This window comes from Microvirga sp. KLBC 81 (genome assembly GCF_003075415.1).
Taxonomy (GTDB): Bacteria; Pseudomonadota; Alphaproteobacteria; order Rhizobiales; family Beijerinckiaceae; genus Microvirga.
Genome location: NZ_QDAH01000072.1, coordinates 1 through 22739, shown reverse-complemented (window position 1 = coordinate 22739; position 22739 = coordinate 1). Strand labels below are relative to the sequence as shown.

The window sequence follows — 22739 nt, the reverse complement described above, 5'->3', positions numbered from 1 at the left end:
CCCGACAGGTGACATCAGCCGAACTGACGGAAAGGGCCGCTCAAAGGGCTTGACCAGAATCCCCAGAATAAGAGAACAGTGCCATCTCGCGCACGCTCATGCCGCGGGCGTACATCGATACGATCTTCTCATCGAAGCCGGGGAAGCGCCGCTGGTATTTGGCAATCAATTGCGGATCGAAGGTGGCCAAGCGATCGCGCGGGATCTCCAGGTCAATCTTGCCGGTGTCGGTGAGCACACTCTTGCGGCCATAGCCGTTGCGACTGTTGCCGCTCTCGCTCTCCTGATCGAGATGATGGTCCATCTCGGCATTGAGCGCCCGCTCGGCAAGCGCCTTCTTCAGCTCTTCGAGCAGCCCATCCTTGGCAAAGGCCGATTTGGCGTCAGTACCGGCCAGCAGCTGATCGAGCAGGTGGTCCGGGATCCGGGATTCCTTGCGGCGTGCCATGCGATGTCTCCTTCCAGATCATCGTAAGGCCCCACACGAAATTCCTGATAGTCCCCGCAGAAGGTGATCGGAGGGAACGTGATCCTCGAGCCGGAACTCATAGAACAGGCTCTCCTGCATCACGAGACGCTCGCCCATCATGGCCCGATCCTCCGCTGAGAATGCCTCACCAGGGAATCACGATCCGCCGCCCTTCACGAGGACTTTTTCAACGAAATCGGCACGAGGCAGAAGTACACCGAATGTCAGCTCACACGGGGATCACCAGACATTCCAAAAAGTCGGCGAACTTCAGTACCAGAGCTGAGGCAAGTCCATTGATATGTTTTCCCAATCATAAAACCTAAAACAATATATTGGACCCAGGACAATTTGGCAATGTATGCACTGGCGGCAGTCCACATGGATGCGGAGATCAGAATGCTGCTGCAACCTAACCACTTGATGCGGATCCGCATCCTGCCGATGGACTATCGCAGCGAGGCCACACCAAACGAAGAGCTTGAGGTCCGGTCGGTCCGCACGGTCACGCACATTGTCAACCGGTTGCGGACTGCGCCGCAGGTCCGCGCGGTGGCGGCGGCCACAAGCCATTGAGGCGAAGGAACACCTGCCATGAACATTCAAGTCCAACCGCATCTAACTGCCGCCAAACGACACCTCCCGTTCGAATGCGTCGCATTGGTGTTGCAGGGTGGCGGTGCGCTCGGGGCCTATCAGGCCGGCGTCTACGAAGCTCTCGCGGAGGCCGGCATCGATCCCGACTGGGTCGCCGGCGTCTCGATCGGCGCCATCAACTCTGCAATCATCGCGGGAAACGAGCCGACCGGGCGTGTCGCCAAGCTACGCAGATTTTGGCAGGAGATCTCTGCCAACCCACTGCTCGACTGGTCCGGTGCCCTCCATACCATCACCCCCAAAGGTGACCTCGCGCGCGCTCTCTTCAATCAGGTGAGCGCGACCTGCGCTCTCTTAAGTGGGGCCGCGAGCTTTTTCACGCCCCGGCTGCCGGTTCCCTGGCTGCACCCGGACGGTGCCCTCGAGGCGACGAGCTTCTACGAGACCAAACACCTGAAAAGCACGTTGGAGCGGGTTGTCGACTTCGACCGGATCAATGCTGGCGCGATGCGCTTCAGCGTCGGCGCCGTGAACGTGCGCACCGGCAATTTCGTCTATTTCGATAACAGCACGCACACGATCCGGCCTGAGCATGTGATGGCGAGCGGATCGCTGCCACCCGGCTTCCCAGCGGTGGAGATCGACGGCGAATACTATTGGGACGGCGGGCTCATCTCGAATACGCCGCTCGATTGGGTGGTCGATGCGGGTCGGCGGCAGGATACGCTCGCGTTCCAGGTCGATCTATGGAGCGCCCACGGCGAGCTGCCCCGCAACCTGGCCGAGGTCGCGACGCGGCACAAGGAAATCCAGTATTCCAGCCGGACGCGCGCCAGCACAGATCAGTTCAAGCGCGTGCAGCATCTGCGCAATGCGCTCGCAAGCCTCCTGTCGAATCTGCCGGACGATCTGCGAACCAGCGAGGAGGCGAAGCTACTCAGCCCGGAGGCGGACCGCAAAGCGTACAACATCATCCAGCTGATTTACCGGTCGAAACACTACGAAGGCCACTCAAAGGACTACGAGTTTTCCCGGTTATCGATGGAGGAGCACTGGCGCGCCGGTTATCACGATGCGGTGCGCACGTTACGCCATCCCGAGGTATTGCAGCGCCCCGACGGTCAGGAGGGGGTCCGCACATTCGATCTCGTTAAGGACGGGCGGGAGTAGCGCGCATCGAGACTATCGGGCGGTAGCAACATCCTGCGCCCAACGTCTCAAGCGCGGCTGAGCTCCGCACCAACCTATGTGGTCTGCGAGTCGGCTTGCCGCACTCGTGACCCGCTCAATCGAACACAGGAGAGTTTAGCTATGCACGAAGACATTGTTCGGGCCAGAGCATTCGCAATGCCCCTGACCAGCCCGGCCTACCCGATCGGACCCTATCGCTTTCGCAATCGGGAGTATCTGATCATCACCTACCGGACCGACCTAAAAAAGCTCAGGGAGCTCGTCCCGGAACCGCTCCAGATCGACGAGCCGCTGGTGAAGTTCGAGTTCATCCGCATGCCGGACTCGAACGGCTTCGGCGATTACACCGAGAGCGGACAGGTCATTCCTGTCTCGTTCCGCGGCCGCAAAGGTAGCTACACCCATTGCATGTTTCTCAACGACCACCCGCCCATTGCTGGGGGGCGTGAGCTGTGGGGTTTTCCCAAGAAGCTTGCGAATCCCACCCTGCGCACTGAGGTCGATGCCCTGGTCGGTACGCTCGACTACGGTCCGGTTCGCATCGCGACCGCCACAATGGGCTATAAGCACCAGGCTGCCGATTTCGCAAGCGTCATGACCTCGCTTCGCGAGCCCAACTTCCTGCTTAAGATCATTCCGCATGTCGACGGCACCACACGCATCTGCGAGATCGTCGAGTATCACCTGGAGGACATCAACTTGAAAGAGGCTTGGATCGGTCCGGCGTCCCTTAGCCTAACGCCACATGCACTGGCTCCTTTGACTGAGCTACCGGTCCTGGAGGTGGTCTCGGCAACCCACATCGTGGCCGATCTGACGCTCGGACTCGGCAAGGTCGCACATGACTATCTGGCGCCATCCGAGCCGTCGCACTGGAAACAGAAACGCTACGAACCTGCGGAATGAAGTTCCCCAGTGTACATGCTACAGGCTGCGCTCTCTTCTTGATCAGTCCAAGACGAAAAGAAATGGAATGATGGTCGGAAGCGACAAGCGGCATCGCGGACCAGGGCAAGCCGATCCCCAGTGCAGCCATCAACACCAGTGGCTCGCATGCGATGCGGGATAGCAAGTATTCATCCCGGAACTGAGACGAAAAGCGAAAGAGGGTGCGCTGATGGGCGAAAGAGCCCTCGGCGTATTCCGGAGAGCACTATGAGCACGGTTAAACCACAACGGATCCTCATTGCCGACGACAACCCGATTATGCGGGAGACACTCGCGCAGTGGCTGCGCGCCCAAGCCCATGAAGTCATTACGGCGGATACGGGCGAGAGGGCCCTTCTAGCCTTGCGCGACTGGAGCCACCCCATTGGCTGGCTGTACACGCGTGCCGTGCTGCCCGGCCTGGTCGACGGCTCGATTCTCGCCGACCAGTACCATGAGATGCACGGGAACAGGGCCGTGATCTTGGCTGGCGCGGAGCAGCGAATATCGTCACGCGGCGATCTTGTCTTGAAACAGCCGACCGCGGTTGCGGTATTCAACGCCATTCATCAGGCCTTTGTGGCGGCGGAGACGGCGACTTTCACAACGGACCCGGCCGAGGCAAACCGGGCGGCCTAAGAAGCCGTGTCGCTAGCGCCGGTCCAAGACCGAGATTGCATCTACGTGATGGCTCACAAAGGTGGCCAACGCGTTCCGGAAGGCATTGCATGACAGGCAACGCAGTGTCTTTCGCCCTGGGGCTGTTGCCCCGCTCGCATTGCTCGGGTGGGTGTTGTTCCTCCACTGACAATGCCCTGAAAGGGCTTGGTACGATGCCGAAGATAAAATGCTGTTCCGTCATCAGGTCCCGTGAGACATACGGAATGAACGCATACGGGCAATGGTCGAACGCCGGTTCGTACAAGGTGCCACACTCGATGGGTTGAGGATCGTAGGGAGATTCCTGCCCAAGACGAGTGCTTCAGACTGAACGATTGGATACAGCAACAAGGAGGCTTCAATGACGTTTTGCTCCAAATCCGCCGTTGTGACCGGCTCGACCGGCGGGATCGGGTTGGCCATTGCCCGAGCGCTCGCGAAGGAAGGCGCGAACGTGGTCATCAACGGCCTCGGCGATGCGGCCGAGATCGAGAAGACCCGCGCCGCCATCGAGAGCGAGTTCGGCGTGAAGGCCGTCTATTCGCCCGCCAACATGCTCAAAGCCGATGAGATCGCCGACATGATCCACCAGGCCGAGAAGACGCTCGGCAGCGTCGATATTCTCGTCAACAACGCAGGGATTCAGTTCGTCTCGCCTGTCGAGGAGTTCCCCATCGAGAAGTGGGATCAGATCCTCGCGATCAATCTCTCCTCCGCCTTCCACGCCATCCGCGCTGCGGTTCCCGGCATGAAGGCGCGCAGGTGGGGGCGCATCATCAACACGGCCTCGGCCCACTCCCTGGTGGCCTCGCCCTTCAAATCGGCCTATGTGGCAGCCAAGCACGGCATCGCAGGCCTGACCAAGACCGTGGCGCTCGAAGTGGCGACCCATGGCATCACCGTCAACTGCATCAGTCCCGGTTATGTCTGGACGCCTCTCGTCGAGAACCAGATTCCTGACACCATGAAAGCACGCGGCCTCACCAAGGAACAGGTCATCAACGACGTTCTGCTCGAGGCGCAGCCCACCAAGCAGTTCGTGACCGTCGATCAGGTGGCGGCTCTCGCCGTGTTCCTCTGCTCAGACGCCGCCAGCCAGATGACCGGCACCAACCTCTCCATGGATGGCGGCTGGACGGCGGAGTGACGGGTCGAGGCAGGAAACCGAATGGAGGCCCCGCTGCCTCGCAGGGCTGCGGGCAGATTGAAAGGAATTTTCTGCCCGAGGCCACGACCCGCAACACTGAGGAGCCATGATCCAGGCCTGAATGGGAACTCTCTGCCGGCGAACCTTGAAGGATCTTTGGTTTTCCGGATGGATCACGTGCCTCGGTGTCGCTTTCCTTTGGCATCATGCTGATCCGGCCGGACGATCTCCAGGAAATTGATCACGGCTGGATCGTCAGCGTCCCGGCGGAACACGACGTCGGTTCCGACCTGCATCGTGATGCCGGAAATGGGCCTGTAGACGACGTGCTCGCCGATGCTGACTGAGCTGACCGACGAGGGAACAATGGCCAATCCCAACCCGGCTCCGACAAGGCTCACGAGCGAAAAACCGCTGCGCACCTCGTACGCGACACGTGGCGCGAACCCAACCACCGACTGGACCAACGAGCGGTCCTGTTCGATGTCCGATCCGACGTAGACAATGAACGGTTCACCCGCGAGCGCCTCTCGCGGAATTCGGGTTCGCTTTGCCAGGGGATGGTCAGCCGGAAGAGCGACCCTCAGCGGCCATTCCGCCAAGCGGATCGCATCCAGTTCTGACGGCAGCTTCCCGGCAGGGCTGTCGACAAAGCTGGCTATGAACCCGATATGGATACGACCTTCCAGGAGCTGCGCGATCTGTGTGCTCGGATGGAGCTCGTGGAGCCCGAGTTCGACGTCGGGAATCCGTTGCTTGTACTGCCGCAGGACGCTGGACAGAACGCCGGAATAAGACGTGTCTGCGGAGTAGCCGATTTCGATGCGACCGATCTCGCCGCGTCCGGCTCGGCGGGCCACGACGGCGGCATGCTGCGCCTGCTCGAGAGTGCGGCGGGCCTCCTTGAGAAACAGGCGGCCTGCCTCTGTCAGAGTCACCACCCGGTTGGTTCGGCTGAGGAGCCGGACACCCAGCGTGTCCTCCAGGGCCTTGATTTGGATGCTCAGGGCCGGCTGCGCGATGTGGAGCCGCTCCGCGGCCCGGCCAAAATGCAGCTCCTCGGCGGTCGCGATGAAGTACCGGAGCTGACGCAGATCCATTGATATGTTTCTCTAATCGTAGTGCCAAAAACAATATATTAGATCTAGGCCATCAGGGCAACTAATCCCGATCCTTCCCTTCGACCAGGATGGATTGATGCCCATGATCTCCCGCCCACTCACCGTCGACAACAAGCCCGTCGGACTGCCGGCTAAAGAAAGCTTGACCGGCCAGAGCGTCATCGATGCCTCAAGGCTCGCAGACCAGACCGGGATGCTCACCTGCGAACCGGGGATCACCTCGACTGCGGCAACGGAAGCGAAGAGCGCCCATACCGATGGCGGCAAGGCCGTCCGGCTTTCTCGTGGCTGTCCGATCGACCTGCTCCCGAAGCACGGCGACTTGCTTGAGAAAAGCGAGGCTCGTTTCCGTACCCTTGCCAACATGATCCCAGCCATCGTCTGGACCGCGGCTCCCGACGGCACGATGACCTTCGTCAACGATCAGTGGTTCAGCTTCTGCGGCATCACGCCCGAACAGAATGCCCGCTGCTGGCCCGCGTTGGTGCTCCATCCCAATGATCAGGCCCGTTGCAGGGAGGCGTGGAGCGCCGCGCGGCAGAGCGGACGGGCCTTAGAGATCGAGACCCGCATCCGTCGCAATGACGGTGAGTACCTCTGGTTCCTGACCCGGGCCATTCCGATTCGGAATGCCGAAGGAGCCATTACGGCTTGGTCTGGGACAACCACCGACATCCATGACCGCAAGCTCGCCGAAGAGGCCCTGCGTGCCAGCGAGGCGCGTTTCCGCACCATTGTCGAGACCGCCAACGAGGGGATCTGGCTGATCGGCGCCGATGCTCGCACGCAATTTGTGAATGCCCGCATGGCAACCATGCTGGGCTGCACCCCGGACGAGATGATCGGGCGTTCAGCGTTGGAGTTCACCTTCCCTGAGGACGAGCCAATCCACCGCGAGCGCGTCGGCCGCAATCTTGCAGGCGAGTTCGAGCAGTTCGAGATCCGCTTTCGGCGTAAGGACGGTGTGGCCATTCCCGTCCTGGCCGCCACCAGCGCCCTGCGTGACGAATTGGGTCAGGTTTCGGGTGCATTGGGCATGTTCTCTGACATGAGCGAGAAGAAGCGTCTGGAGGAGCAGCAGGCCCTGCTCATGCGTGAGCTCCATCACCGGGTGAAGAACACCCTGAGCACGGTGCAGGCCCTGGTGAACTCCACGGCCCGCAACGCGCCCTCGGTTCAGACGTTCCGGGATTCCCTGACCCAGAGGATCATGTCCCTCGCAAAGACCCACACACTTCTATTCGACAACGAAATGGCAGGCGTGCAGCTACGGGATATTCTGCGCAGTGAGCTCGAGCCTTATGACGATCAGACCGGCACACGCGTCATCCTCACCGGACCGGACCTGGACGTGCCTCCCCACCTGACACTGGCTGTCGGAATGGCGGTGCATGAGCTGACGACAAACGCGGCCAAGTATGGAGCACTGTCCAGTCCGCAGGGACGCGTTCATGTCACATGGAGCTTGCCTGCCGCAGTCGTCGAGGAGAGCAAGATTCAGTTCGAATGGGTGGAGCAAGGCGGGCCCCCCGTGGCCGTGCCGGACCGCAAGGGCTTCGGAACAACGCTGCTGGAGCGCGTGCTCAGCCGTCAACTCGGCGGTGAGGTTGAGATGGCCTTCGCACCGGAAGGATTGCGCGTTCGGGTGGAGGCGGCCTTAGTGGGTGTGGCGCGGTGATGATTGCCTGCACAGGGCGAGCCACGCCCCTTGGTGCTGTCGCCTCTGGACGACCAATCCAGCGGGCACGCGAATACCGGCTCTCACCTTCGCCCATTGATATAATTTTCCAATCGTAAACCCAAAAACAATATATTGGACCGACCCGTGTAACAAGCCTATCCCATCCTCATGGGCAATGGTTCCCGAGGACATGAGGGAAAGAGCACGCCATGGCATGCAGTCGTCAATGGCATAAATCAGTTTGTTGCTTGGCAATGTTTGCCGTGACAGGCCTGGCCGGCTGCCAGCAACAGACCAGCCGACCGGAGAATTCTCCGATTGTGGTTCAGGTCGAGACGGCCAGGCTGACCGACTATGCACCGATGGTGCGGCTGACCGGCGAAGTCCGCGCACAGGTCGAGAGCGACCTGTCGTTTCGGGTAGGCGGTCGCATCACTGAGCGCCTGGTCAACGTCGGCGACCACGTGACCGCCGACCAAGTGCTGGCCCAGCTCGATCCGCAGCAGCAACAGGCGACGGTGACCGCCGCCGAGGCCGCCGTCCGGTCCGCCGAGGCTGTGCTCCGCCAGGCAGCCTCCACCTATGAACGCCAGAAGGCGCTGCTCGCTCAGGGCTTCACAACAAAGCGGGACCATGACCAGGCCGAGGAAGCCTATCGCACGGCTCAGGCTGCGCTCGACACCGCACGGGCCCAACTCGGCACCGCCCGCGATCATTTGTCCGACACGGTGCTGCGAGCAGGCGCCCCTGGCGTCATCACGGCCCGCAAGGCCGAGACCGGGCAGGTCGTGCAGGTGGCGCAGACCGTCTTCTCGATCGCCCAGGACGGGCCGCGCGATGCGGTGTTCAACGTCTACGAGTCGATCTTCACCCACGAGCTCGCCAATCCCGCCATCGCGCTGACGCTGGTGTCCGATCCGTCTGTGAAAGCAACGGGCAGCGTGCGTGAGATCTCCCCGACCGTGGACCGGGCCACCGGGACCGTCAGGGCCAAGGTCGCCATCGAGCATCCGCCGGCAGCGATGACACTCGGCACCGCCGTCGTCGGCGAGGGCCGGTTCCAGACCCGCAAGCTCGTCGTGATCCCGTGGAGCGCGCTTTCCAGCGGGAACGGTCGACCGGCCGTGTGGACCGTCGATCCCCGGAGCAAGACAGTGTCGCTGAGGCCAATCACCGTTGAAGGCTACGAGACCGGAAAGGTGGTCGTGCGTGGGGGTCTCCAACCTGGGGAGATCATCGTGACCGGTGGAGCGCAGTTCCTGCGGCCCAACCAGGTTGTTGCATTCCCCGAAGGAGCGGCCTCATGAACCCTATTTTGACATCCGTGGCCGCCCTGAGTGTGGTCGGCCTGCTCGCCGCCTGCCAGGAGGAGCACCATGCCGAGGCGCCGGCACCCCGACCCGTTCTCACCGTCGTTGTTGCCCCGCAGGCCGTGCGGACCGTGGGCTTCGCTGGAACCGTCGAGCCCCGGTACAAGTCCGACCTGGGCTTTCGGGTGCTCGGGCGCATCATCAGCCGAGATGTCAATGTGGGCGACGTGGTCAAGAAGGGGCAGCGCCTGGCCACGCTCGACCCGCTCGCCTACCAGCTGGCGGTGAGATCGGCGCAGGCTGACCTCTCCAGCGCGACCGCCCGTCTTGAGAATGCCGCCGCGACGGAGACCCGTCAGCGCACGCTGTTGCAGCAGAACATTGCCAACCAAGCCCAGTATGATGCTGCCCGGCAGGCCCGCGAGTCCGCGGAGGCCGGCGTCACGAGCGCCAGGGCAAACCTCGACAAAGCCGAGGAGCAGCTCGGCTACACCGAGCTTCGCACCGACTTCGCCGGTGTGATCACCGCCACCGAGGCGGAACTCGGGCAGGTGGTCCAGCCGGGACAAACGGTCGTCTCGGTGGCTCGCCCGGACATCCGGGAAGCGGTCGTCGATCTGCCCGAGAGCATCGGGCGGGATCTCAGGCCGGAGGCCCGCTTCGATGTCGCTCTGCAGCTCGATCCCTCGGTGCGGGCCGCTGGGTCGGTGCGGGAGATCGCGCCGCAGGCGGATCCCGCCACCCGGACGCGGCGGGTGAGGATCACCCTCGACAACCCACCCGAGAGCTTCCGTCTCGGCACGACGATCACCGCCACGGTCACGACAGAGGCGGTCGCGGGGATCGAGTTGCCCGTCTCGGCCCTGCTGGAGCGGGACGGCAAGACGATGGTCTGGGTCGTCAATCCGGTCACTGGGACGGTGTCGACCCGGGACGTGACGATCGTCGCCCGGGACGGATCCTCCGTCCGGGTTCTGAACAGGCTCACCCGCGGTACGCGCGTGGTCACCGCCGGCGTGAACAGCCTCACCCCCAACCAAACAGTCAAGATCGCAGACAAGGCCTCCCAATGAACAGCCGCTTCAACCTGTCCGACTGGGCGCTCGAGCACCGCTCCCTCGTCTGGTACTTCATGATCATTTCCGCCGTTGCTGGCTTCCTTGCGTACGTCAACTTGGGGCGTGAGGAGGATCCTTCGTTCACCATCAAGACCATGGTGATCGCTGCCCAATGGCCCGGCGCCACGGTCGAGGATACGGCCCGCCAGGTCACCGAACGGATCGAGAAGAAGCTCGAAGAACTCGACTCGCTCGACTACACCCGCAGCCAGACCACGCCGGGCCAGAGCGTGATCTATGTCAACCTGAAGGACACGGTCAAAAGCCGCGACGTGCCGGGCGTGTGGGTGAGAGTGCGGAACATGGTCAACGACATCAAACGGGAGCTTCCCCAAGGTGTCGTGGGTCCTGTCTTCAACGACGACTTCGGCGACGTGTACGGCAACGTCTATGCGTTCACCGCGGACGGGCTGACGCAGCGCCAGCTGCGCGACTATGTCGAGGACGTGCGGACCAAGGTTCTCACGGTGTCGAACGTTGGCAAGGTCAACCTGATCGGCGCCCAGGACGAGGTGATCTTCCTGGAGTTCTCGACGCGCGAGATGGCCGCCCTCGGCATCAGCCAGCAGGATGTCGTGCAGACGCTCCAGGCCCAGAACGCGATCACACCTTCCGGCGTCATCCAGGCCGGTCCTGAGCGCATCAGCGTCCGGGTGACCGGACAGTTCACCTCGGAGGAGAGCCTGCGCAACCTCAACCTGCGCATCAACGACCGCTTCTTCCGCCTCAGCGATGTTGCCGCCATCAGCCGCGGCTACCTCGACCCGCCGCAGGCGCTGTTCCGGTTCAACGGCCAGCCCGCCATTGGCCTGGCCATCGGCATGAAGACCGGTGCCAACCTGCTGCAGTTCGGCGAGGCGCTGCACGAACAGATGGCCAAGATCACCGACGAACTGCCCATCGGTGTCGGGGTCCATCTCGTGGCCGATCAGCCCGTCGTGGTTGAGGAGGCGGTCGGCGGCTTCACCAAGGCCCTGTTCGAGGCCGTGGTGATCGTGCTGGTGGTCAGCTTCGTGAGCCTCGGTGTGCGGGCTGGGTTGGTGGTCGCGCTGTCGATCCCGCTCGTGCTGGCCATGACCTTCGTGGTCATGCAGTATACCGGCATCTCCTTGCAGCGCATCTCGCTTGGCGCCCTGATCATCGCGCTCGGCCTTCTCGTTGACGATGCGATGATCGCCGTCGAGATGATGGTGGCGCGGCTGGAGGCCGGCGACACGCTGCGCAAGGCGGCCACGGCCGTCTACACCTCTACGGCGTTCCCGATGCTCACCGGCACGCTCGTCACCGTCGCAAGCTTCATCCCGGTCGGCCTCAACACCAGCAACGCGGGCGAGTACACCTTCACCCTGTTCGTGGTGATCGCAGCCTCGCTATTGCTGTCGTGGATCGTCGCCGTGCTGTTCACGCCGCTGCTTGGCGTGACGCTGCTACCGAAGACGATGAAGAAGCATCACGACGAACCGGGCCGCCTCGGAAAGATGTTCTCGCGCATCCTCGACGGTGCCATGCGCTGGCGCTGGCTGACCATCGGCGTGACGGTGGTGATGTTCGGTGTCTCGCTTTACGGCATGAAGTTCGTCGAGCAGCAGTTCTTCCCGTCCTCGGACCGCAACGAGCTCCTGGTCGACTTCAACCTGCCGCAGAACGCGTCGATCACCGACACGAAGGCGCAGATGGACCGCTTTGAGGCCAAGCTCGCGGGCGATCCCGACATCGAACACTGGTCGTCCTATGTCGGCCAGAGCGCGGTGCGGTTCATTCTCTCCTTCGACCCGCAGCCGTCGAATGCATTCTACGGCCAGATGGTCATCGTGACCAAGAGCATCGAGGCCCGTGAGCGCCTCAGGGCCAAGATCAAGACCTGGGCCCGTGAGGAGTTTGCCGGCCTGGACGTGTACGTGGACCTGCTGGCGATGGGGCCGCCGGCCGGGCGCCCGGTGCAGTACCGGCTAAGCGGGCCGGACGTCCAGAAAGTGCGGGACCTGGCCCAGCAGCTCGCGGCTGTCGTAGGCGAGCACCCCCGGGTGAACAACATCAACTTCAACTGGAACGAGCCCGCCCGGGTGGTGAAGGTCGACGTGCTCCAGGACAAGGCCCGCCAGCTCGGCGTGACCTCGCAGGACATCGCCGACACTCTCAACAGCGTCGTGGGCGGCACGAGCATCACCCAGGTGCGCGATTCGATCTATCTCGTCGACGTGGTGGCCCGGGCCCGCGCCGCCGAGCGGCGGTCCATCGAGACGCTCCAGAACCTGCAGCTGCCGGGCAAGAACGGCCAGTCGGTGCCGCTGGCGGCGGTCGCGACCTTCCATTACGAGCTCGAGCAGCCGGTGATCTGGCGCCGCAGCCGCCTGTCGACGATCACGATCCGGGGCAGCATCGTCGATGCCACCCAGCCGGCGACGGTCGTCCAGCAGCTCGAGCCCAAGGTGCAGGAATTCATCCGCACGCTCCCGGCCGGTTACCAAGTGGCCGTTGGCGGCCCGGTGGAGGAGAGCGCCAAGTCCCAGGGGCCGATCATGGCGGTGGTCCCGCTCATGCTGTTCATCATGGCGACGATCCTGATGGTTCAGTTGCAGAGCTTCTCGCGGCTGTTCCTGGTGGTGGCGGTGGCCCCGCTCGGGCTGATCGGCGTGGTGGCGGCGATGCTGCCGAGCGGGGCTCCCATGGGCTTCGTGGCCATCCTGGGCGTGCTGGCGCTGGTCGGCATCCTGATCCGCAATTCGGTGATCCTGGTCGTGCAGATCGACGACCACCTGCGGGAGGGCTGGGATCCATGGGAATCCGTGGTCGACGCCACCATGCACCGGACGCGGCCCATCCTGCTGACGGCGGCAGCGGCGAGCCTGGCGCTGATCCCGATCGCATCCGAAGTGTTCTGGGGACCGATGGCCTTCGCCATGATGGGGGGCATCATCGTGGGCACGCTGCTGACGCTCCTGTTCCTGCCGGCGCTGTACGTGGCCTGGTTCCGCATCAAGGCGCCCTCCGGACCCCATACGAAGCTGCCAGCGCCTGAGGCGGCGCATCAATCAGAGAAGACGCATGCGCCGGCGTAGACCGCGCTAACCCGATTGGCAGGCGTTCCGGACCGCGGCCCTGTCCCGCGCACCCGGCCCATGCGAACGCCTCCTAAGCCCCGGCGGCCGCAAGCCGCCGGGGCCACCCTCCACGGCATGCAAAAGAGGAGCGAAGCCCAGTGCCTAACGACAATCCGCCTCGCAGCGACAAACCCCCGCATGATCTCAGGAGCACGCTCACGAAGCGCCAGATCCTGGACGGCGCGCGCCAGGTCTTTCTCCTGAACGGCTATGCGGGCACCAGCATCGACCAGATCATCAATCAGTCGGGCGTCTCGAAAGGATCGATCTATCACCACTTCGACAGCAAGGACGCCCTGTTCAGAGCGCTGATCGCCGCGGAAGCGGAGAGGATCGCACGGGCATTGCCGTCCATCGACCAGGACGAACCTGACCCGTGCTCCACCCTGCGTCAGATCGGGATGGCCGTGCTCGAAACCTTGAACAATCCGGCCACTATCGCCGCCTTGCGCCTGATCATCGGAGCCCTCGGCCGGTTTCCCGGGCTCGGAGAAGAGTTCCTTCGGAACAGCCTGGGCCAGACCGTGGAGCAGATCGGAGCTTATCTCGATCTCCGAGCGGCTGCCGGTAACCTTCGGATTGGCAGCAGCCGTGCCGCGGCAGAGGAGTTCGCGAGGCAGTGCATGGCGCACGTGATGGAGCGTGTTCTGGTGCCCCACCAACCTTGCCTGACGGAAGCGGAATGCATGGCCGTGGTCGAGGACATTCTCCGAAATTCCGACATCCGGCGGCGGGATACCGGCCGCACGGCGGGAGAGCAGGTCTCATGAGACCCTGTGACTGAGAAGCATGAGGTCCAGGTGGTTTCCGCTCATCAGCGAAGCCCTTGCCCGGTCCACTCCGTTGGAGCAACAATCCCCCTGTCGGAAACCCGAGATCCGCATGCGACAGCGTATCTCCCCACGCTATTTCTCTCTCAGCACGCTTCTGGCGATCAGTTTCGGGGGCTTGATGCTCCTCGCCGTCGGCTCCGTTCTCGTGGTAAGCCTCGGGGGCGCGGGGCGAAACACGGGCGAGCTTCTGGCCGATAAGGCCGACCTGATCCTGTCCTCCATCGAGCAGCGCGTCCGGCAACATCTTGGCCTCGTCGCAGCCCAAGCCGAGTATCTGAAGATCTCGATTGATCGGGGGCAGCTCGACATCAAGGATGCCAGAGCGCTCGAAATCGCCCTCAGATCTGCCCTTGCCGCAACACCGCAGGTAACCGGCATGGGCTTCATTCGCTCCAACCTGGAGGTCGTGCGGGTGGAGCGACGAGATGGCAGTCTCATCACTGAGGATTGGTCCGGCCAGCCCGAGATCATCAAGCTCTTCGAGGATGTGCGCGCCGGCAAGGCCGCCGGATGGGGGGACCCCGTCTGGAGCCATCCGTTTCAGCAGACTATCATCCCGTTCATCGTCCCCGTGCATCGTGACGGAGACCTCATTGGACTCCTCGTCCCGGCCATTGAGGTCACCGAGCTCTCCCGATACGTCGCCGAGATTTCCTCGCCTGGGCAGAGAGCGTTCATCCTCCACGGCCAGGACGCGGTGCTGGCTCACCCGGCCCTGGCCAACAGATCCCCAACAGGGGCACGCGAGCGCCCATTGCCGCTCCTCACCGAGGTCGACGACAGGGTTCTGCAAGCAATATGGTCGGCTGAGCGACAACCGCTGAACCTGTCTTTGAGGTCGACGGATCAGGGGCATATCGTTCCATTCTCGGCCGATTACTTCATCTACATGTACCGACGGATCGCAGGGTTCGGTGAGAAGCCCTGGATCATTGGCGCCGCTTTGCCTGGTTCAGACGCCGGGCAGGAGGCGGAGCGACTGCAGACGATGGTGCTGACCGGCTTAGGGCTCCTGCTCGTTTCCGTGCTCAGCGCGATCGCGGTCGGTCGGCGCCTCGCCCATCCGATCCGTGATTTCGTTCGCGTGACAGAAGCCGTCCGGACGCTCGAGTTCGACCAAGCCCCCGTTCTCTCACGCAGCCGGATCCGGGAACTCGACACAGCGGGCCAAGCGCTGAACGCCATGGTTGCAGCTCTTCGCTGGTTTGAACTGTACCTGCCCAAACGCCTCGTTCATCGCCTTATCGCGCACGGGCAGGACGATCTCGCCAACGCCTATGAGCGTGATGTTACCGTCATGTTCACGGATCTGAGTGGCTTCACACGAATGGCATCGCGGCTGTCCCCGTCCGAAACGGCAAAGTTCCTGAACTCGCACTTTGCTCTGGTCGGGGCCTGTGTCGAGGCCGAGGGAGGCACGATCGACAAGTACATCGGCGACAGCCTCATGGCGTTCTGGGGTGCACCGGAGGAGCAGCCCGACCACGTGGAACGGGCCTGCCGGGCCGCACGGGCGATCGCCTCCAAGATTCACGCCGACAACCGAGCCCGATTGACAAGCGGCCTTGCCCCTGTCCGGGTGAGGATTGGCATCAGCACGGGCCCTGCTCTCGTGGGCAACATCGGGGCTCCCAGCCGAATCAACTACACGCTCGTCGGAGATGCCGTTAACATCGCGCAACGCCTGGAGCAGGTTGGGAAGGACGTCCAAGACGACAGCGACGTGATCACATTGATCACTGAAGGGGTCTATTCCGGCTTGCTTGAGCCCGGACAGGCCGTGTTCTGGGCCCGACGAGAGGTGCGGGAAAGAGATGGCACGATGGGGATCTACCGACTTACGTGAGTATCACTTTAGCCCTATCGGACCCTAAACGCCCGACATTCAGTAGCAAAGACCACTAAGTGGTGCATCCGGCAGGTAGAGAGGTATAATGGCAGCTCCTTCTGACCCGCTGGCGGAGGTGGCCCATGGTACCGGTCTGCTTACGGGACTTAACCGCTGACGAGCTCGCGACCGTCAAGCGCCTGGTTCACTCCCACACCGCTCCGGCCCAGAGGGTGCAACGCGCCCAGATCATCTGGCGCGCCAGTCGTGGCGAGAGCGCATCAGCCATTGCAGGCCCGCCTGGATCTTGATGGCGAGACCGTGCGCAAGCGCATCCACCGCTTCAATGCGGAAGGACTGGACGCGCTCAAGGACAGATACCGTTCGGGTCGCCGGCCCACCTACACGCCCGAGCAAACTGCCACCGTGATCGCCACCGCGTTGACCAAGCCTCAGACGCTCGGGCTGCCGTTTGCTGCCTGGACGCTGGATCGACTGGCGGCCTATCTGCACGAGCGCAAGGCGATTGCGATGCAGCGCAGCCGGATTGACGAGATCCTGCTCCACGAGGGCTTGCGCTGGTGCAAGCACGAGACTTGGTTCGGCGAGCGGGTCGATCCGGAATTCGCCGAAAAAAGGGGAAGATTGAAACGCTCTACATGGCGCCTCCTGCGGGCAGTTGTGTGATCTGCCTCGACGAAATGGGACCAGTCAGTGCCAAGAGCTATGCAGGTCGGGCGTTGGTGCACACAAAGACACGACCAGCCGAGCGGGCGAAGCAGGAGATCGACTATGGCCGTTGCGCCAAAGGCTACATCTTCGGTGCGTTTTGCCCTGCGACCGGCGAGGCGTTCACGCATCCCTATCCAAGACGGGGCAGTGCACATTGGGTCGACTTCCTCAACCACGTTGAGAGCTGGATCCCGAGCACGACCAAGCGGGTGTACGCGATCTTGGATAACCTGAGTTCCCATCGCACCACCGATGTGCTGCTGTTTGTGCTCGCGCATCCGCGCTGGGAGATGGTGTTCCAGCCCAAATACGCCGCCTATCTCAACCTGATCGAGCCGTGGTGGAAGATCCTGCGCTCGCTGGCGTTAGCCGGTCGGCGCTTCGACACCTGGGACGAGATCACCGAGGCGATCCACCGCTCCACGGTTTATTGGAATGCACACCGTCATCCCTTCGTCTGGGGCAAGCGGCGTCGGCATCGGCCACGTCGCTCACCCGGCATCGCCCTGCTGCCGAGGGCGGCATGACTTCCCGGATACACCACTAAGCAGTAGGTAAGTGCCCGGACGAACTGGGAATTGTTACGCCTGCGATTATGGTACGTTTCGAGGACTCGGTCCGGGAGCGGTTTCGCTGCCGACAGCTACTCAGGAAGACCTGCCTGCCGTGGCATCAGCATTCTCGGACGTGCAGGCCGGATGAGGGTCTTTGCTCCGCCCGGCATCATCGCGCAGGCATTACGACTAATTCGGGCGATTTCCAGAAAGGTGATCACGGCTGGGTCGTCGGTGCTGCAGTAGACCACGACCTGGGTTCCAAGCATCATTGTACGGCTGGAACTGGGCCTGTAGACCACGTGCTCTATGCAATTCCGCGGCGGCCGTACCGAAGTTCCGGAGTTGGCGGAGGCCCATTGATATGCTTTCGCTATTATAAATCAAAAAACAATATATTGGATCAAGGTCAACCGGGCGCCTATCTCTTGGCATGTCTTCGGACAGAATGGATCAACGCCCATGACCGCCAGCACACTCTCAGCCAACAACAAGGACGCCGACCTAGCGGCGAATGAGAGCACGATCAGCCCGAGCGCTATCGCCCTCTCGAAGCTCTACGGCCGGACGGAGATGTTCACCTTTCATCCGAGCTTCACCTCGACCGCCGTCCATAAAACTGAGTCTGACGGCGTCACGCGCCAGACGGGGTCGCCAGAACGCGATCATCTGACCCTTGCCCAGTGGGGCTGAAACGATGCTCCAGCAGAGAAACAAAGCCATGCGCAAAATGCAAAGCGTTTCCCTTGTCAGCCGGTACACCGTGCTCGGCTGCGTCCTCCTGACGGGCGCACTCGCCTTCGTTCCCATTCCGCAGCCCGCGAGCCTGGCCCTGGCCGTGGCCTTCGGCCTGCTGTCCCTGCTGGGCCTCTACGACATGATCCAAGCCAAGCATGCCCTCCAGCCCTGTCGCTTTTCGTACGGGCGAACGGGGTTCCACTCCGCGAAGTCATGCCCCACTCGAACTCTTGAACGTTCAAGATTCCACGCACAACCGCGGCAGGAGATCGCCTGAGACATACAAGTATCAGCGACGCCACGGCGCCATCCAGATAAGGATATACGCAATGATGCGAAGAATTCTTCCCACTCTCTTCATGAGCGCGCTCGGCGCTCTCGCGGGATTGGTCGCGGTGCAGAGTGCGCACGCCCAGGAGCCGCCTCTCCCGGTCAGGCCGGCGCTCAGCGAGGACGCCGACGCCGCCCTCGCGGCGCTGAACAAGACGCTCTCGGCTCCGGAACTCTCATTTGCGGCCAGAACCTCCAGGGTTTACCTGGGCGAATCCGGACAGCCGCTTCACATCTTCCATACGATGAAGGTTCTCGTCCGCCGTCCTGACCGGCTCAAAATCCAGGTGACCGGCGATGACGGATCCAACGATCTGGTCTACGACGGCAAGACGGTTTCCCTCTTCTCGCCCGACCGCAAGGTGTACTCGGTGATGGCCGCGCCGGGCGGCATCCCAGCAGCGCTCAATGAGGTGCTAAACAAGCTCAACATCGATTTTCCGCTGGTCAACTTCTTTGGCGTATCACCGGAGCAATCGCTCCTGCGCAAGGTGGTCGCCGGCTGGCAGGTCGGAACGGCCACCATTGACGGTGTCGAGTGCCGGCATCTGTTTTTTCAGCAGATGGCCGGCACCGAGATGGAATTGTGGGTCGAGAACAATCACGCGGCCATCCCGCGTCGGTTGATCGTCACCTATCGCTTGCTCCCCGGCCAGCCGCGTTTCGTTGCCGAATTCACCAACTGGGACAGCCAGGGCCGTTTCGCCAACGCCGAGTTCGCCTTCCAGCCGCCTGCTGATGCGAAACAGGTCGAGTTGCCTCCGGCCGCTGCGCCGGGCCAGCAAAGGAATCAGTGATGAAGCATTTGATCCGGATTTTCGCAGGCCTTCTCGCCGCAACCGCAGCGACGAATATGGCCATTGCCCAACCCGCTCTGCCCCAGTTGCCTGGTCCGCCCTCGGGCGGCTTGCCGCGCCCGCCGTCGGGTGGCCCACCGATGAGAGGCAATCTGCCGAGTGCACCGAACGGCGGCGCAATCCGCGGTCCTGTCGGATCGGGGAACGTGGTGGCCCCCGTCCGTGGCGGGAATGTCGCGGCGCAAGGCCCCGTGGATTCCGGCAACGTGGTCGGCTCCGGGAACGTCACAGTCAACCGGGGCGGCGATGTCCATGCCGGTGCGTTCTATGGCGGCCGGTACGGATCCTACGGGAGCGGCTACTACAATCCCTACTGGGCCTATGCGACGGGCGCCGCCACCGGCGCCGCGGCCGCATCGAGTGCGAACAGCTACAATAACAACTCCTACAATAGTGGCAGCGGGTACTATAGCAACGGGAGCAGCTACTACAGTAACGATCAAGGGTACGCGAGCAGTGGGAGCCGATCCTCTGGCGGACGCACAAGGTCGGGCACCTCTCAACAGCGCTCGTCGTCCGCCAGTGATAACTGCCGCTAAAATACGGCATTCGGCAGTGATCCCCGATCAGGCGGAGACCATCTGCTGCGCTGAGCGGGACCTCCTTGCAGTTAGGACAGGGGCCGTGCTGTTGAGACCGAGGGTCGTGTCCTGTCCAATCGCGCCGGCGGCCCTCGCCAGGGCACGAACCCCTCTCCTCGACCGATCCTCTTCCGAGACATTGAACCAGGGACGAGTAGATGATTAACGACACGACCCAATCCCCGACGTCGTTGCCTCGGACCGATGCCCGGGCGCGAAGCAATGTGCCTCCGCTTCCCTATTCGGTCCAGGAGCATCTCGGCCGGGAGTTGCGGGCAGAATACTTCCAGCGAGGGGACAGGCCTCGATACCTGGGCGACCCGGCTCTGCCGCTCGAGTTCGATCCCTCCTCTACCGTCTGGAGCAGGTGGAACGGGCCTCCCGACTCGCTCGGATCCGGGAGCAGGGCGCGCTGGCCGTGGCGGAGGCTCTCTCAGACCTGATCCAATAGGGAGAGTCGGTTGCGCACGACACTCGTGGATGAGGGAGAGCAGCTGCGCCCATGCCTGCCCTCCAGGATCCCGGACAGCCAGCGATCAGAGCCCTCTTGAGTTCCCATGCGTCCAAGAAGAAAGCATCCGGCATCCTATTGGGGAGATAAGGGCCGAACGTGGCATCTCTATCGACCATGCCGCCGTGCATCGCTGGGTGATCCGGTACTCCCCCGAACGGCTGGAGCGCCTCAATTCACGCAAGCGAGCTGCGCATGCGAGGCCGGCGGTCCGGCCACCGTTCGCATCCTGCCCCACGTCCCGGCTGGGATGTGTGGCAGGATGATGTCGTCTGATGGGGTGCACCCGCGCATCGATGAGCCGAGTGCGCCGTCTCCATTGAAACGTCTGGCCTGCGAGAGCCCATCATGCGGCTCTCATGCCGATCGCGAAGACGACCTCATCAGAACCGAACTGCTTAATGACAGCGCCCGCGGCGGCTGCGGCCGTAGCTGCCAAGCTCACATCACCTCCTCGACGATCCAGACGAAGCACTGGAGCCGATGCAGATCCATTGATATGAATTGGATATTGTAGGTCAAATAACAATATATTGGACCCTGTTAACGTGGCGCTTATCTCTCTTCATGCTGTGGCACAGCAAAGGAGGTAGTGATGAAGCATCTGGTCCGGGTTCTCGCGGGTCTTCTTGCCGTAACCGCAGCGACCGATATGGCCGTTGCCTTTCCAGGGCCGCCGATGGGCGGCCCCCCAATAGGCGGCTTGCCGCGTCCGCCGATGGCCGGCCCCGCGGGCGGCTTTCCACGTCCACCGATGGCTGGTCCAGTGATGAGAGGTCGTCCACCCGGCCCACCGAGCGGCGGCGCCATACGTGGCCCTGTCGGACCGGGAAGGGTCGCGGCCCCCATTCGTGGCCGGAATTTCGGGCCGCCTGGTCGTGTCGGTTCCAGGAACCACATGGCCCCTGTTCGGGGCGGGAATATCGCGGCACATGGCTCCGTAGGCTCCGGGAATGTCGTGGCGCCTGTTCGTGGCGGGAATGTCACGGCGCACGGTCCTGTGCGCTCTGGGAATGTGGTCGGTTCCGGCAACGTCACCATCAACCGGGGCGGTGACGTTGCCGGCGCGTATTATCGTGGCGGGTCCGGATTCTACAGTGGTCGGTACGGATCCTATGGGAGCGGCTACTATTATCCCTATTACTGGGGGGCGTATGCGGCGGGTGTCACAACTGGAGCTGCGGCCGCATCGAGCCCGAACAGCTACTATAACGACTACTATAATCGCGGAAGCGGGTACTACAGCAGCGGAAACAGCTACTATAATAGCGAGAGCGGATACTACGATAACGGCAGCAGCTATTACAGCAGCGGGAGCGACTCCTCTGGTGGAGGCGCGAGCTCGGGGAACTCTCATCAGCGCTCCTCGTCCTCAACTGACAGATGCCGCTAACAAAACAGGACAATGATGCGGTCTTCAGTTGCAAACGCCACCAAGTTGCTGGTAAGCGCCTGGCCGAATGAGACACTTCCCCGCTTCCTGGAAATTCCGTGCTACTCTCCGCCCATTCTCTATGGCTTGAAGGCGTCACGCAATCTTGCATCGCTGCTCAACCGCGCATGAAGGCGAGGTGCAAATTGGCGGCCCATGAATGTTTGCATCTCCGGAAGAAGACCGGCCGATACTGTGTTCAACTTGCTGGCGAGACGAGACCCGACGGGCGTGCGATAGAAATCATACAAGGCGCCGATCTCTTCTTCCGTGAACTGACGTTTATAATAGTCTTTGATGAAGGTTAACATTGCTGGTTTGATCTGGACAAATTCATCGTCTATAAGCCGCGAGATGTAATCGGAAATTTCCGGTGATATTTTATTTGATGACTTCTGGATCTGATTGAGCAATTTAGGCTTCATGACGTGATACCCAATGTCCAAGCCCTGTTTAAGCTCGGGCACATCGAAGATATAGTTGATTTTTTCGTCGATATAAGTGACTGGCTGCGCTTGTGCGGCCAGTGGCAACCCAAGAACACCCCAAAGACCTAACCAGCGTGCGAGTTCAAGCGTGAGGCTCTCCGCAGGATTTTCACTATGACAGGTGTGATAGTGAACCATCGGGTTGTCGCCTTGGCCGCATACCTGCACCCATTCGCGTCGGGTAGGGTCCATGGACAACGACGCTCTCTTACGACGTTACTTTGGGGAGCAGTACCCTTCTCCATCAGCTGTTCGCCCTGGAGAATGACGCAGACACCAAAATCCCAGCTGTATTTAGCCATAGCGGGGCTGGCACAGGTCCATTGATATCTTTCTAATATCACTGGGTGAATAACAATATATTGGACTGAGGCCACGTCCGCGCCTATCCCTCTCCATCTCTTCGCACAGGATGGATTGATGCCCATGACCTCCAGCACAATGACCGTCGACGGTAAGGCCGTGGAACTAGCGGTGAAAGAGGGCACCATCGGCCCGAGCGTCATCGATATTTCGAAACTCTACGGTCAGAC

Annotated in this window: 20 protein-coding genes and 2 pseudogenes; 19 read left to right on the top strand and 3 right to left on the bottom strand. The window is 62.1% G+C overall.

Going from position 1 to position 22739, the window contains the following annotated elements; translation table 11 throughout:
- Positions 1–82 precede the first annotated feature (82 nt).
- Positions 83–448, bottom strand: a pseudogene (locus tag DC522_RS26655) (transposase); the annotation flags it as partial.
- Positions 449–826: 378 nt separating this feature from the next.
- Between DC522_RS26655 and DC522_RS26650 the strand changes: the two are divergent.
- From DC522_RS26650 to DC522_RS26630, 5 genes are all read left to right on the top strand, one after another.
- A complete protein-coding gene (locus DC522_RS26650; protein ID WP_116531595.1) occupies positions 827–1045 on the top strand; it encodes a hypothetical protein in 219 nt (72 codons plus the stop codon).
- 18 nt (positions 1046–1063) lie between these two features.
- Positions 1064–2236: a patatin-like phospholipase family protein gene (locus tag DC522_RS26645; protein WP_116531594.1), complete on the top strand. Its 1173-nt coding sequence runs from the start codon at positions 1064–1066 to the stop codon at positions 2234–2236.
- 141 nt (positions 2237–2377) lie between these two features.
- Positions 2378–3163 carry an acetoacetate decarboxylase gene (locus DC522_RS26640; protein WP_116531593.1) on the top strand — a complete coding sequence of 262 codons (786 nt, stop codon included), beginning with the start codon at positions 2378–2380 and terminating at the stop codon, positions 3161–3163.
- Between the two features lie 249 nt (positions 3164–3412).
- The gene (locus DC522_RS26635) at positions 3413–3823 is read left to right on the top strand and encodes a hypothetical protein (RefSeq protein ID WP_165820326.1); all 411 of its coding nucleotides are present in this window, start codon (positions 3413–3415) and stop codon (positions 3821–3823) included.
- 382 nt (positions 3824–4205) lie between these two features.
- Positions 4206–4991 carry a 3-hydroxybutyrate dehydrogenase gene (locus DC522_RS26630; protein WP_116531591.1) on the top strand — a complete coding sequence of 262 codons (786 nt, stop codon included), beginning with the start codon at positions 4206–4208 and terminating at the stop codon, positions 4989–4991.
- A gap of 173 nt (positions 4992–5164) precedes the next feature.
- On the opposite strand, the gene DC522_RS26625 is transcribed toward DC522_RS26630, so the two are convergent.
- Complete coding sequence (locus tag DC522_RS26625) at positions 5165–6091, bottom strand: LysR substrate-binding domain-containing protein (RefSeq protein WP_116531590.1); 927 nt, start codon at positions 6089–6091, stop codon at positions 5165–5167.
- A 97-nt stretch (positions 6092–6188) separates the two neighbouring features.
- Between DC522_RS26625 and DC522_RS26620 the strand changes: the two genes are divergently transcribed.
- The 14 genes and pseudogenes from DC522_RS26620 (at position 6189) to DC522_RS34395 (ending at position 21679) form a co-directional block, all read left to right on the top strand.
- The gene (locus DC522_RS26620) at positions 6189–7790 is read left to right on the top strand and encodes a PAS domain S-box protein (protein WP_116531589.1); all 1602 of its coding nucleotides are present in this window, start codon (positions 6189–6191) and stop codon (positions 7788–7790) included.
- Between the two features lie 257 nt (positions 7791–8047).
- Positions 8048–9100 carry an efflux RND transporter periplasmic adaptor subunit gene (locus DC522_RS26615; protein WP_371680577.1) on the top strand — a complete coding sequence of 351 codons (1053 nt, stop codon included), beginning with the start codon at positions 8048–8050 and terminating at the stop codon, positions 9098–9100.
- Positions 9097–10176: an efflux RND transporter periplasmic adaptor subunit gene (locus tag DC522_RS26610; protein WP_116531587.1), complete on the top strand. Its 1080-nt coding sequence runs from the start codon at positions 9097–9099 to the stop codon at positions 10174–10176. Before DC522_RS26615 ends, DC522_RS26610 begins: the two co-directional genes overlap by 4 nt.
- Positions 10173–13280, top strand: a complete 3108-nt coding sequence (locus DC522_RS26605) for an efflux RND transporter permease subunit (RefSeq protein ID WP_116531586.1) — start codon at positions 10173–10175, stop codon at positions 13278–13280. Before DC522_RS26610 ends, DC522_RS26605 begins: the two co-directional genes overlap by 4 nt.
- 140 nt (positions 13281–13420) lie before the next feature.
- Positions 13421–14092, top strand: a complete 672-nt coding sequence (locus DC522_RS26600) for a TetR/AcrR family transcriptional regulator (RefSeq protein ID WP_116531585.1) — start codon at positions 13421–13423, stop codon at positions 14090–14092.
- Between the two features lie 112 nt (positions 14093–14204).
- Complete coding sequence (locus tag DC522_RS26595) at positions 14205–16001, top strand: adenylate/guanylate cyclase domain-containing protein (protein ID WP_165820325.1); 1797 nt, start codon at positions 14205–14207, stop codon at positions 15999–16001.
- 249 nt (positions 16002–16250) lie between these two features.
- A complete protein-coding gene (locus DC522_RS26590; RefSeq protein ID WP_371680573.1) occupies positions 16251–16670 on the top strand; it encodes a helix-turn-helix domain-containing protein in 420 nt (139 codons plus the stop codon).
- Entirely contained in the window at positions 16643–17242 is a 600-nt protein-coding gene (locus DC522_RS26585) for a transposase (protein ID WP_116531583.1), read from the top strand. The genes DC522_RS26590 and DC522_RS26585 overlap by 28 nt, the downstream gene beginning before the upstream one ends.
- 489 nt (positions 17243–17731) lie before the next feature.
- Positions 17732–17962 (top strand): hypothetical protein, encoded by a 231-nt coding sequence (locus DC522_RS26580; RefSeq protein WP_116531582.1) that lies wholly within the window; start codon positions 17732–17734, stop codon positions 17960–17962.
- Positions 17963–17990: 28 nt separating this feature from the next.
- Positions 17991–18284, top strand: a complete 294-nt coding sequence (locus DC522_RS35060; RefSeq protein ID WP_165820324.1) for a hypothetical protein — start codon at positions 17991–17993, stop codon at positions 18282–18284.
- An 82-nt stretch (positions 18285–18366) separates the two neighbouring features.
- Positions 18367–19134 carry a DUF2092 domain-containing protein gene (locus tag DC522_RS26575; protein ID WP_165820323.1) on the top strand — a complete coding sequence of 256 codons (768 nt, stop codon included), beginning with the start codon at positions 18367–18369 and terminating at the stop codon, positions 19132–19134.
- Entirely contained in the window at positions 19134–19733 is a 600-nt protein-coding gene (locus DC522_RS26570; protein WP_116531580.1) for a hypothetical protein, read from the top strand. Before DC522_RS26575 ends, DC522_RS26570 begins: the two co-directional genes overlap by 1 nt.
- Positions 19734–20369: 636 nt before the next feature.
- Positions 20370–20480: pseudogene (locus DC522_RS36300) on the top strand (IS6 family transposase); the annotation flags it as partial.
- A 401-nt stretch (positions 20481–20881) separates the two neighbouring features.
- Entirely contained in the window at positions 20882–21679 is a 798-nt protein-coding gene (locus DC522_RS34395) for a hypothetical protein (RefSeq protein WP_133239376.1), read from the top strand.
- Between the two features lie 119 nt (positions 21680–21798).
- Here DC522_RS34395 and DC522_RS26565 read toward each other — a convergent pair whose 3' ends face one another.
- On the bottom strand, positions 21799–22398 hold the full coding sequence (locus tag DC522_RS26565) for a DUF2059 domain-containing protein (RefSeq protein ID WP_116531579.1): 600 nt from the start codon (positions 22396–22398) through the stop codon (positions 21799–21801).
- Positions 22399–22739: the final 341 nt, after the last annotated feature.

Coding starts and splice junctions, on each gene's coding strand:
- DC522_RS26650 (WP_116531595.1), top strand. CDS start 827: ATGTATGCACTGGCGGCAGTCCACATGGATGCGGAGATCAGAATGCTG.
- DC522_RS26645 (WP_116531594.1), top strand. CDS start 1,064: ATGAACATTCAAGTCCAACCGCATCTAACTGCCGCCAAACGACACCTC.
- DC522_RS26640 (WP_116531593.1), top strand. CDS start 2,378: ATGCACGAAGACATTGTTCGGGCCAGAGCATTCGCAATGCCCCTGACC.
- DC522_RS26635 (WP_165820326.1), top strand. CDS start 3,413: ATGAGCACGGTTAAACCACAACGGATCCTCATTGCCGACGACAACCCG.
- DC522_RS26630 (WP_116531591.1), top strand. CDS start 4,206: ATGACGTTTTGCTCCAAATCCGCCGTTGTGACCGGCTCGACCGGCGGG.
- DC522_RS26625 (WP_116531590.1), bottom strand. CDS start 6,091: ATGGATCTGCGTCAGCTCCGGTACTTCATCGCGACCGCCGAGGAGCTG.
- DC522_RS26620 (WP_116531589.1), top strand. CDS start 6,189: ATGCCCATGATCTCCCGCCCACTCACCGTCGACAACAAGCCCGTCGGA.
- DC522_RS26615 (WP_371680577.1), top strand. CDS start 8,048: ATGTTTGCCGTGACAGGCCTGGCCGGCTGCCAGCAACAGACCAGCCGA.
- DC522_RS26610 (WP_116531587.1), top strand. CDS start 9,097: ATGAACCCTATTTTGACATCCGTGGCCGCCCTGAGTGTGGTCGGCCTG.
- DC522_RS26605 (WP_116531586.1), top strand. CDS start 10,173: ATGAACAGCCGCTTCAACCTGTCCGACTGGGCGCTCGAGCACCGCTCC.
- DC522_RS26595 (WP_165820325.1), top strand. CDS start 14,205: ATGCGACAGCGTATCTCCCCACGCTATTTCTCTCTCAGCACGCTTCTG.
- DC522_RS26585 (WP_116531583.1), top strand. CDS start 16,643: ATGGCGCCTCCTGCGGGCAGTTGTGTGATCTGCCTCGACGAAATGGGA.
- DC522_RS26580 (WP_116531582.1), top strand. CDS start 17,732: ATGACCGCCAGCACACTCTCAGCCAACAACAAGGACGCCGACCTAGCG.
- DC522_RS35060 (WP_165820324.1), top strand. CDS start 17,991: ATGCGCAAAATGCAAAGCGTTTCCCTTGTCAGCCGGTACACCGTGCTC.
- DC522_RS26575 (WP_165820323.1), top strand. CDS start 18,367: ATGAGCGCGCTCGGCGCTCTCGCGGGATTGGTCGCGGTGCAGAGTGCG.
- DC522_RS26570 (WP_116531580.1), top strand. CDS start 19,134: ATGAAGCATTTGATCCGGATTTTCGCAGGCCTTCTCGCCGCAACCGCA.
- DC522_RS34395 (WP_133239376.1), top strand. CDS start 20,882: ATGAAGCATCTGGTCCGGGTTCTCGCGGGTCTTCTTGCCGTAACCGCA.
- DC522_RS26565 (WP_116531579.1), bottom strand. CDS start 22,398: ATGGACCCTACCCGACGCGAATGGGTGCAGGTATGCGGCCAAGGCGAC.